Origin of the sequence: Anabaena subtropica FACHB-260 (genome assembly GCF_014697105.1) — a bacterium.
Lineage (GTDB): Bacteria > Cyanobacteriota > Cyanobacteriia > Cyanobacteriales > Nostocaceae > Trichormus > Trichormus subtropicus.
The window spans coordinates 22,256-33,027 of the sequence record NZ_JACJRF010000053.1 but is presented as its reverse complement, the minus strand read 5'-3'; the positions used below and the strand labels follow the sequence as shown (position 1 = coordinate 33,027).

Annotated in this window: 10 protein-coding genes and 2 riboswitches; of the genes, 5 read left to right on the top strand and 5 right to left on the bottom strand. The window is 39.6% G+C overall.

The window, feature by feature from the left end; genetic code table 11:
- Positions 1–88: 88 nt before the first annotated feature.
- The 3 genes from H6G18_RS21585 to H6G18_RS21575 form a co-directional block, all read right to left on the bottom strand.
- Entirely contained in the window at positions 89–712 is a 624-nt protein-coding gene (locus H6G18_RS21585) for a hypothetical protein (RefSeq protein WP_190409148.1), read from the bottom strand.
- A gap of 178 nt (positions 713–890) precedes the next feature.
- A complete protein-coding gene (locus H6G18_RS21580; protein WP_190409147.1) occupies positions 891–1,841 on the bottom strand; it encodes an RpoD/SigA family RNA polymerase sigma factor in 951 nt (316 codons plus the stop codon).
- Between the two features lie 118 nt (positions 1,842–1,959).
- Positions 1,960–3,150: a sensor histidine kinase gene (locus H6G18_RS21575; RefSeq protein ID WP_190409146.1), complete on the bottom strand. Its 1,191-nt coding sequence runs from the start codon at positions 3,148–3,150 to the stop codon at positions 1,960–1,962.
- 513 nt (positions 3,151–3,663) lie between these two features.
- Positions 3,664–3,888, top strand: a riboswitch (cyclic di-AMP (ydaO/yuaA leader).
- Between the two features lie 96 nt (positions 3,889–3,984).
- On the opposite strand from H6G18_RS21575, the gene ntrB reads away from it, so the two are divergent.
- From ntrB to H6G18_RS21550, 5 genes are all read left to right on the top strand, one after another.
- Entirely contained in the window at positions 3,985–4,836 is an 852-nt protein-coding gene (gene ntrB, locus H6G18_RS21570) for a nitrate ABC transporter permease (protein WP_190409145.1), read from the top strand.
- 198 nt (positions 4,837–5,034) lie between these two features.
- On the top strand, positions 5,035–6,477 hold the full coding sequence (locus H6G18_RS21565; protein ID WP_190409144.1) for an ABC transporter substrate-binding protein: 1,443 nt from the start codon (positions 5,035–5,037) through the stop codon (positions 6,475–6,477).
- A gap of 62 nt (positions 6,478–6,539) precedes the next feature.
- Entirely contained in the window at positions 6,540–7,376 is an 837-nt protein-coding gene (locus tag H6G18_RS21560; RefSeq protein WP_190409143.1) for an ABC transporter ATP-binding protein, read from the top strand.
- 16 nt (positions 7,377–7,392) lie between these two features.
- Positions 7,393–7,528: riboswitch (cyclic di-AMP (ydaO/yuaA leader) on the top strand.
- A 127-nt stretch (positions 7,529–7,655) separates the two neighbouring features.
- Positions 7,656–8,285 (top strand): universal stress protein, encoded by a 630-nt coding sequence (locus tag H6G18_RS21555; protein ID WP_190409151.1) that lies wholly within the window; start codon positions 7,656–7,658, stop codon positions 8,283–8,285.
- A gap of 115 nt (positions 8,286–8,400) precedes the next feature.
- Positions 8,401–9,738, top strand: a complete 1,338-nt coding sequence (locus tag H6G18_RS21550) for an ArsB/NhaD family transporter (RefSeq protein ID WP_190409142.1) — start codon at positions 8,401–8,403, stop codon at positions 9,736–9,738.
- Positions 9,739–9,905: 167 nt separating this feature from the next.
- Here the strand turns inward: H6G18_RS21550 and H6G18_RS21545 are convergent, their stop codons facing one another.
- Both H6G18_RS21545 and H6G18_RS21540 read right to left on the bottom strand, forming a co-directional pair.
- Entirely contained in the window at positions 9,906–10,118 is a 213-nt protein-coding gene (locus H6G18_RS21545; protein WP_190409141.1) for a chlorophyll a/b-binding protein, read from the bottom strand.
- A 182-nt stretch (positions 10,119–10,300) separates the two neighbouring features.
- Positions 10,301–10,504, bottom strand: coding sequence for a chlorophyll a/b-binding protein (locus H6G18_RS21540; RefSeq protein ID WP_190409140.1), 204 nt, complete (start codon positions 10,502–10,504; stop codon positions 10,301–10,303).
- Between the last annotated feature and the right edge of the window lie 268 nt (positions 10,505–10,772).

The window sequence follows — 10,772 nt, the reverse complement described above, 5'->3', positions numbered from 1 at the left end:
ACAACAACTATTCGAGCAATTAACATTTGAGCAGGTAATGTCTATCTCCTCTTATAACTTTATTTTAGAAGCTCTTTTCTATGCAGCTTCATATTAAATTGGTATTATCGAGATCATAAAACTTACCTTGTGGCTTTTCTGCCACTACCTCAGCAATTAAATCAAGCTCTAATAAAATATTGCTGTATTCTTCTGTACTGGCAAAGGTTCTAATGATTCTTGTATTATTTTGATTCTTACCAAAAAGAGCAGATTCTACTAATGCTTGCAATACTTCATGTGGTGCATTTATAAAGCCCTCACTAATCATGATATGAGCTGCGCTAGCAGATATTTTACCATGATATAGTCCAGATAAGTTAGTTATTGCAATCATTAATTGCAGTGGTTGTTGACCACGCATACTTAGAATATGTTTAGCCGTTTCCAACAAATAGCAAGTATTTTTCAGGTGGAGGTGTAGATAATATTCATCTGTCAAAAATTTTATCCATGAATATATTTTACGAGATTGATGAGTCAGGTTTACTGGATTTGCTTGCTGTTTAGCACATATTTTTTCAATTACTGCTGTTTTTGTAATCAAAGTTTGATGTAGTGCTTTTATTTGAGTTAAATCATAATTAGGATGCGAGGCTAAATGAAAAATTTCTTGTAATATACTATTTTGTTGTACTTTGATGTTTTTAAGGCGAATATATTCAATCGTCATTTGATGTTTGTAACTATTATAAATCTAGAATTTTTCATAACTAAATATTACTATTTAAGTCAAAATAATGACTCCTTCTCAGAAAAATAATAGATCATAATTCATACCATAAGCCGTGAGCAGGAGAGTGATCACAACCAAAATCATCACCCCAGTAGGGGTGAGCTTTGAGTATTCCTCAAGAAGTGAGATACTGCCCAATAGAGGGTTGTTGACGACGCAGAGCAGTCATTGCCTGTTGTTGGATTTGACGCACTCGCTCTCGACTGACATTTAGCTTCTCTCCAATCTGAGCCAAACTTCGTTCTTGATTATCCAACAGTCCAAACCGCAAAATTAATACTTCGCGCTGCACGGGTTTGAGTAACGCTAACAAATCACTTAAGTCTTGGCGTAACATTTCTTGGGTGATCTGTTCATTTGGTGATATACCCTCATCCGCTAGAAGTTCACTCAGTTCTGTATCTTGGTTATCTCCTACTTTTAAATCTAGAGAGATTGTTCCACTAGCAACACTCAGATATTCTCGAATTTGGCTTGGCTCTAAGTCCAGTTTCTGAGCAATTTCTGTAACATTGGCACGACGACCTAGTGTTTGAAACAACTCTCGCTGTGCTTTTTTAATTTGATTCAGTTTCTCGTTAACATGAATCGGTAGCCTCACCGTGCGGGATTTCTCAGCGATCGCTCTGGTGATAGCCTGACTAATCCACCAGTATGCGTAGGTTGATAACTTATAGCCCCGGTTAGGGTCAAACTTTTCTACCCCCCTTTGTAAACCGATTGCCCCCTCTTGAATCAAATCCAGAAACTCCAGATTGCGATGCTGATATTTTTTGGCAACCGAAACCACCAATCGTAGGTTTGCTGTTACCATTTTTTGCTTGGCTCTTTGTCCACGCTGAAGTATTTGACTTACTTCAGTTTCACTCTTATTCACAAAATTTGCTAATTCTGCTAGTCTTGGTTCCCGATGTAATTGTTGACTAAGCTCCTGTTTATGCTCCTCAATGGCAATCATTTCTTGTACTTGCCTGCCATAAGTTATTTCTTGGTCTGATGTCAATAAAGGGAACTGACCAATCTCTTGCAAATAAATACGTACCATGTCAGAACTCAGGCTTGACATACAACTCTAACACTTCTCCATAATTAGACAGAATTAAAAGTATAAATCAAATAGCCTAATAAAAAATATCAATTTGAGATTTAATCTTGTATGGCGATCGCCTAAGTTTTGCAGTTTCTCAAATCTTTACTTTTAAGGGTAAAATCACGGTGAATGTGGAACCTACTCCTTGTTGAGAAACTAAGTTAATTTCGCCTTGCAATAGTTTGACTAACCGCGCAACTATTGCTAAACCTAACCCAGTACTATCAGGAAGGTAGGGACGGTCTTTAGAACTGACACGAAAATAAGGTTCAAATATTTTAGCTTGGTCTTTTTCGGCTATACCAATTCCTGTATCGGAAACTGCGATCGCCCATTTTTGATCATCCAATACTTCACACACTATATTAATAGTGCCTGACTCTGTGTAGCGAATTGCATTACTCACAAGATTTGTCACAATCTGTTGTACTTGAAAGCCATCTGTGATTATTTCTTGCGGAGCGCGTACCCAATCAACTAGGATGGGTAAATTTTTCTCAGCAGCCAGAGGTTCCAACATTTCACAGACATTGTTAACTAATTCTCGTAAATTAATCGGTGCTGGTTGCAGTTGAATTTTTCCGGCTTCATACCGCGACAGTTCTAATACATTATTAATTAAACGCAATAAATGTCTGCCATTACGCAATACACGTTCAATATGTTCTATGTTGAGCGTGTTATTTTTTTCTCCAATCTCGCGCTTTTGTTGTCGTAAAAATAAATCTGAGTAGCCAATAATCGCTGTTAAAGGATGTTTCAGTTCGTGTGCTAGTTGTGATAGTTTATCTTCATTGGCATTTATTAAGCGCGTTAGTTCTTCATTATGAAGCGTCAGAGAAGATTGCAAATGTTCTAATTCGCGTAAGCGTTCCCCTACATAACTATGAAAACATCTAGCGATCGCTTCATCAATCACCGCGTCAATCAAACGCATATAACGAACAATCTCGGCGGGTGTTCGCCGTAATAAATCTGTTTCTACGGTATCAAATATTACCTTTCTTAAAAGCCTATATTCACGGGCAATTTCTGACGGGTCAAAACCCTGTTCAGCTCGTAGTAAACCGTGCTGCCAACTAGCAGTGATAATTGACCTAATATCACTATCCTCAGACTTTGAAAGTACTGTCACCATTGCCTGAAAAACGTCGGGGATATGATTTTTAATACCTGTGTAAGATAAATCATCGGCACTTTCAATCTGCCTATCCTCACGAACTGCTACAACCCATTTAGCGATAATGGTGTTACTATTGTCAGCCAGTACTTGACTAAATTCCATTCTTTTAAATTCAGCTACGGGATAGAGAAATTAATTCTATATGAAATTAGTGTAACGAGCGTGGTGTACTCTATCGCTATTCATGAAAAAAATCACCTACCAAATGATATAGATTATCAAAGGCAAAGTAAAGTTCGTGATTAATTCTCTGGCTGGATTGATGATTAGCGATCGCTCAAAATCAAATTAATGAACTAAGTAACCGTCTTCGTGCTTGGGTAGGATGTGGGTTAATCACGCTTATTTATTGTTTTGACTTTTCAAGTTATGTGGAAAAGCTAACGTAAAACCTAACCCCCTAACCCCCTTCCCTGCGTTCGCGCAGCGTGTCGGAGACAGGGAAGGGGGAAAAATTAAAGCCTCTCTCCTTGTAGGGCAGAGGGTTGGAGAGGGGTTTTCCAGATCCCGTGAAAAGTCAGATTTATTGTTTTGTAACAAAATCAACAACATTTATCAACTGGAGATTGCTTTTTTTGAATGAAGGTGTTAAGTTTGTTAGCACTATTATCTATTAGAGTAAGTCAGCCTAATCCAACACATCACACTATTTAACGTTGGAACGGAGGAACCACTTTGTGGGGCGTATCTCACAGAGAGTGTCAGCTAAAGAGTCAAGAGTTAGGAATTACTCAATCTAAAAATATTAAACTCAGCACTCATTACTCAACACTCTCACGAGAGGGGCATCTCTCAGCCCTAGCCCGTCAGCTAACTTCGTAGGCATTGAGAGGAGACTGAAGAGACAGCATTTTATCAATGTTTAGTTCTCATCAGTGTCCGAGGCTGGTACTGCTCGTGTTTTCGTACCTGCACTGAATTCTGTTGAGGTGACAAATGATATTTCAGTTAAATATAGCAGCCATCGCAGCTGTTGCCAGTCAAGCTGCGTGGAAAAAAGCCAAACCGATTCTTGTCAGAGATGTAGTCATACTCCCCGCTTTAGGATTCTTAGGAATTATATTGCTGTGGTGGATTGTAGCCCTTGTCAACCATGAATTAATGCCCACCCCACCAGAGGCGTTGGTAGCTAACTTAGACTACATCTTGAACCCCTTTTATGAAAGAGGCCCTGGTAACTTAGGAATTGGTTGGTTATTGATAGCTAGTCTGCGACGAGTATTGATTGGTTTTGGGCTAGGTGCGCTAGTTGCAATTCCTTTAGGATTTTTGATTGGGATGTCTAGACCAGCAATGTTAGCACTCAATCCCATCATTCAGATATTCAAACCCGTATCACCCTTGGCTTGGCTACCAATTGCCTTAGCCATCTTCAACTTGGCAGACCCTTCAGCAATTTTCGTAATTTTCATCACCTCCCTCTGGCCGACTATCATCAATACCGCCTTAGGAGTAGCCAGCGTCCCCAAAGATTATCTAGATGTAGCGCGAGTATTAGAAATGCCCCGTTGGCGGCGAATTACCAAAATTATCTGGCCAGCTAGCTTACCTTATGTTTTTACAGGTTTGCGAATTAGTTTAGGTATTGCCTGGCTAGTCATCGTTGCAGTAGAGATGCTTACAGGGGGTATGGGGATCGGCTTTTTTGTTTGGGATGAATGGAGTCGTTTAAACCTCAGTTCAGTCTTCCTCGCCGTCTTCGTCATTGGCTTAACTGGACTCATCCTAGATTTTGCCGTTAGCAAACTGCAAGAATTTGTCACCCATCGTCCGACAGCCGCGAATTAGGGACTTCCAACTAAAAAAAATATCCTATCACTGGGTAGGTAGGGGAGCAGGGAGAAGACAACAAAATATTATCTGCGTAAATTGGATAATTTATTTTCTGGAAGTCCCTTAAACAAATCTAACTCACCTCAAGCAAGACGCATCTTTCTGTGCGCCTCTGCGCCTGTGTGCGAACAAATAAACCATCAAAGGCACAAGATGAGTAACTATAACTGGACGAGAAGAGACTTTATCAAAAGCATAGGAGCAACCACAGCCGGAATTACCCTTTCCTCCTGTGCCATATCGGGGGATAGATCCGCCACAGGCTTGACACAAGAAGCCTTAGCAATACAACCGGTAGTCAAACCCCAAGACTTAGAAAAACCAGATTTAATTGTCGGATACGTGCCTGTAAATGATTGTGCGCCATTTGCGATCGCCTGGAAAAAAGGCTTCTTTCGCAAGTATGGCTTAAACGTCAAACTCAACCGCGAAGCCAGTTGGGCAACCTCCCGCGACGGCTTAATTTTTGGTCGTCTCGACGCTTCCCCTGTAGTATCTGGTGCAGTCACCAACGCCCGCATAGGTGCAGAAGGCGCTCGCCAAGCCCCCTTATGTGCAGCCATGACCATACATCGTCACGGGAATGCCATGACCATGAACAAAGCCATGTGGGATTTTGGCTTGCGTCCTTGGTTTGAATACCAACAACAATATGGCGATGGCGCATTAGAAGCCTTTGGAAAAGATTTTCGTGGCTACTTTGCCAAGCAGTCATCAGAAAACAAAGTTTGGGCAGTAGTTCTCAGTTCAGCAATATACGAATACTTCGTCCGTTATGTATCAGCTGCGGCCGGAGTCGATCCCCTCAAAGAATTTCGCATCATTATTGTCCCACCACCCCAAATGGTGACAAACGTGCGGATAGGGGCAATGCAAGCATACATGGTAGCAGAACCCTGGAACACCAGAGCCATTACAGGTAATGAAGGCATTGGTTTTACCTTCGCCCAAGGTAAAGAAGTCTGGTTAGGACATCCAGATAGATTATTGGGTGTCATGGAATCCTTCATTAACAATTATCCCCAAACCTATCGTTCCTTGGTAAAAGCCATGATAGAAGCCTGCCAATATTGCAGCCAGCCAGAAAATCGCCAAGAAGTAGCCGAACTAATTACCGACCGTTCCTTTACAGGTGCAAGACCGAGAAATAAAGATGCGCCAATCACTAAGTTAACAGGGCCGGGAATTATGGGTGCTTACAACTACGGTGGATTTGATGGCAAAGACCGCACCATCCAAGCCGCAGACACCACAATTTTCTATGACATTCCTGACAACCTGTCCAAACAACCAGCCGAACACTCTACATTCCTGTGGCGATCGCGGAGTCTTTGGTTAATGACTCAAGCAGCCCGTTGGGGACAAATTCCAGAATTTCCCCAAAATGCTGAACAACTAGCAGCACGAGCCTGGAGAACAGATTTATATCGAGAGATAGCCGCCGAAATGGGCATAGAGTCTCCGAAAGATGATTACAAAGTGGAATCACCAGATGTCTTTATAGACAAGAAAGGTTTTGACCCCAGCGATCCAGTTGGTTATTTAAATAGTTTTGCCATTAGGGCGAATGCACCTACTCGTTTTTTCATGTCTTGAATTGGGTACTGGAGATTGGGATTTTACACATATATCGTGACCACTTTTTAGGAGCATTTGATATGAAATATACACCATCTGTAGTTGATACTCATGGTAAAGCTATGTCTAGCACTAATTTTTTAGAAATTAAAAATTTAGTCAAGGCTTATCCTACACCGGATAAAGGTAACTTCGTCGTTTTAGATGGCGTTAACTTAACTATTGGTGAAAACGAATTTATTTCCGTAATTGGACATTCTGGTTGTGGAAAATCAACATTGTTAAAAATTGTCGCCGGGTTAGAAAAAGCCTCCTCTGGTTCAGTCAGACTTGATGGTAAAGAAATTCACAAACCTGGTGCTGAGAGAATGATGGTATTTCAGAATTATTCTCTCCTACCTTGGTTAACAGTGAGAGAAAATATCCGTCTTGCAGTAGATGAAGTGTTAAAAAATGCTAAAAATGCTGAAAGAATTAGCATTGTGAACCAACATTTAGCAATGGTAAACTTAACCCCGGCAGCAGATAAATATCCTGATGAAATTTCTGGAGGTATGAAACAAAGAGTAGGCATTGCCAGAGCCTTAGCAATTCGTCCAAAAATGTTACTCATGGATGAACCTTTTGGTGCATTAGATGCCTTAACAAGAGGTAAATTGCAAAGACAAGTATTAGATATATGGGAAAATCATCGGCAAGCAGTAATGATGATTACTCACGATGTTGATGAGGCAATTTATATGAGCGATCGCATCGTCTTAATGACCAATGGGCCAGCAGCAAATATAAGAGAAATATTAGAAGTACCGTTTCCTCATCCCAGAGATAGGTCTGCTATGCGAAACTCAAAAGAATATTTTGAACTCCGTAACCACGCCTTAAATTTTCTTGACAAATATTTTACTCAAGAAGAGTAAATTAGTTTATTATCTCTTTAGTGGGTAGCCTAATTCAAATTAAGTTGGACAGAATTTGGAACGGAGGAACCATGTTATGGGGCGCATCTTAGGAGAGACACCTTCCAGTCTTAGCCCGTCAGCTAACTCCGTCGGCAATGGAAGGAACCCCCAAAACTTGGGCTTTTATACCAGTTGTTATTGGGGCTTCCTTACGGATATTAATTTCCGTTTTTACCCTGCTTCTCATTTATTTGTTCGTTAAGTTTGGGAGAAGTTAAAACTGTGAAAATTAAGCCAATGTTAGCACGCCTGCAAAGTGCTATGGGTCGTGATGATCTAATTGACCAAATGGTATTATTACCAGAACCTAAACAAGGTCAAACAAGACAATCAATCAATTTAATTGTTGGTTATGATGCTTCTCCTAACAGCCATACTGCACTGGATATTGCCTTTTGGATTGCCCATCAAACAAGGTTAGCAACTAATCAAGAAGTCACGGTGCAAGCTGTCTATGTAATAGAAGAACATCCTACAACGGATTATTATAATATTTTGAACTTTGCTAAACATTTACCGACAAGAGAATTTTCGGTAAGTGCAGAAACTAAATCTGCCACATCTGTAATCACTCAGCCCAAACTGACAGGAATAAAATCTTATCTGCAAACAGACACAGTAAAACCACTACAAGAAGCAGATAGAGTTCTCTGGCAAGCAAGAAGTTTGTCTGAAGAATGGCAAGGTTCTTTTAAATCTCATTTACGTTTTGGTTGTGTGAGTACAGAATTGAGAAAAGTTGCAGAATTTGCATCGGCTGATGTTTTATTTGTGGGTTGTCAATCTTTTTATCATCCTCTAATTGAAACATTGGGTGCTAATTTTCCCTGTGCTGTCTTGGGGATTCCTGAATGTATAGATGAATAATTGAGAAAATAATTTCTAAAATTATTTTTCTAAATGAAAATAGATAAAAAAGTCACCTACACTTTGGTGGCTTTTTTCGCTATTATGCAACAACATAAACTGCAAGGAGTACGACGTGGAAAACTGGCAATCGATCCTCAGTGTCATTGTATTTATCAGCGTCATCTTCTTAATTATGACGGAATGGGTGCATTTAACTATTGCTGCTTTATTAGGAGCATTGTTACTGGTATTTAGCAACGTTATGACCTTAGAAGAAGCTGTTGCTTACATTGGTAATAGTTACAGTACACTGGGTTTATTCTTTGGAGTGATGGTGTTAGTCAGAGCATTTGAGCCTACCAAAATATTTGATTACTTAGCAACTCAAATAGTGATATTAGCTAGAGGCGATGGTAAACGTCTATTACTCAGTATTGTTGGTATTGTTACTCCTATTTGTGCAGTTTTACCAAATGCGACAACAGTAATGTTGTTAGCGCCTTTAATTCCACCAATGGCGCAGGAAATAGGGATAAATTTTGTACCTTTACTGATATTGATGGTGTTAACTGCCAATAGTGCAGGTTTATTAACATTAGTTGGTGATCCTGCAACATTTATTGTTGGTGATGCTGTTAATATCAGCTTTATAGATTATTTAGGAAAATTGAGTTTAGGTGGTGTCATTGCTGTTGCTACTATAATTGCAACTCTGCCATTTTTATTCCGCAAAATTTGGCATACTAAATTAGAAAGTCTGGAAGAATTGCCACATCCACAAATTAATCATCCACGAGTTTTAACTGTTGGTGCAGTAATTGTTGGGTTGGTACTGCTGTTTTTTGTCATCGGAGACTCCCTACCAATACCTATTTCTCCGGCTGCGGTGGCTTTGTTAGGTGCAGCTTTGGCTTTACTACTGTCTCACCAGAGCAAGATTGATACAGTCAACAATATCTTGCGCGATGTAGACTGGAGTACATTGATATTTTTTATGAGTATATTTGTCTTGATTGGAGGTTTAGAAAAAACAGGTGTAATTGGTGGTTTATCAGGAATATTATCAGCTATTTTAGGGAAAAATATTATCTTAGGTTCTCTGTTTTTATTGTTTTTCGTAGGAATATTGTCCAGTTTAGTACCCAATATTCCCTTAGTAGTGGGAATGCTTCCCTTGCTCAAACAATATCTAGTGACAGTCGGGTTAGCACCCGCAGAAGTTTTGGCGCGAGACTTTCAAGGGCAATTTCCTCCAGAAGTTTTACCATTGTTTTATGCCATGATGTTTGGTGCAACTTTAGGTGGTAATGGTACACTCGTAGGCGCATCTTCTAATATCGTAGCGGCGGGAATTTCTGAACAGCACGGACGGCGCATTTCTTTTAAAACTTTCTTACGCTATGGTATTCCAGTAACCGTACTGCAATTGGTGGTTTCAGCTTTGTATGTGTTTCTTCGATTTTTGATTTAGATTACGAGTTATTTTTCAATTTATAAAGGGCTAAATTCCTTAATATAAACTAAATCATTCATTAACAATCAGATACCCGACTTTGTTTGAGAAGTCGGGTATCTGTAGCTTTTAATTATGAATTTCTTCAAGAGGATAGTCATCCCTCACGAAAAAGAAACTCAAGTTTAGTATCCAATGAGGTGCAATATATCACGTAGGACGCTATAGCCTGCTAAATCCCACAGTAAATAAGCGAGAAAACCAATCATTGCCAAGCGACCATTCCAGATTTCAGCTTGGGGTGTCCAGCCAAACAAAAAAGCATTGCGGTCTACGCCGTTGTATGCGGGTGCGACTGGTGGTAAATCAGTTGATGGACGATTTTCACGAGTTTGCATAGTTTTTCCTCCTAAATAGAGCTAAGGGAACACCAAAAAATAAATTATTCCAAATTGACGGTTAGTAGGGTGCGTCAGTATGAATAATTTCCTGGTACAGCTAGGTTTTCTTCCACTGACGCACCCAACCTACTTGGATATTTTTTTATCTGGAAGTCCCTAACATTCAACTATTGAATTTTCTAGTAACCGATGAGGTGTAATACATCACGCAGTACGCTGTAACCTGCTAAATCCCAAAGTAAGTAAGCTAGAAAACCAATCATTGCTAAACGTCCGTTCCAAATCTCAGCTTGGGGATTCCAACCAAACAGAAAAGCGTTACGGTCTACGCCATTGTATTCTGGTGCAACTGTTGGTAAATCGGTAGAAGGGCGAGTTTCCATTTTTTTATCCTGAATAATTGCGTTACTTAACTTTACTTTAGCTATTCATCAGTAAGTTGCTTTCTGTCGGTGGGTACAAAGTATAGCCACTTCTAGGGGACGATTACTGCTGATATTTTGATACTGTCAAATACACCTTCAGGAGGTGATAAAAATACTATTTGTAAATAAATGTAAATTTAATAGAGAATTTTATTGATAAACAGCTTATTTAAATAAATAAATGAAGTTGAAATCAGTAATTTAAAATAAACCTCGTATAAGCTTA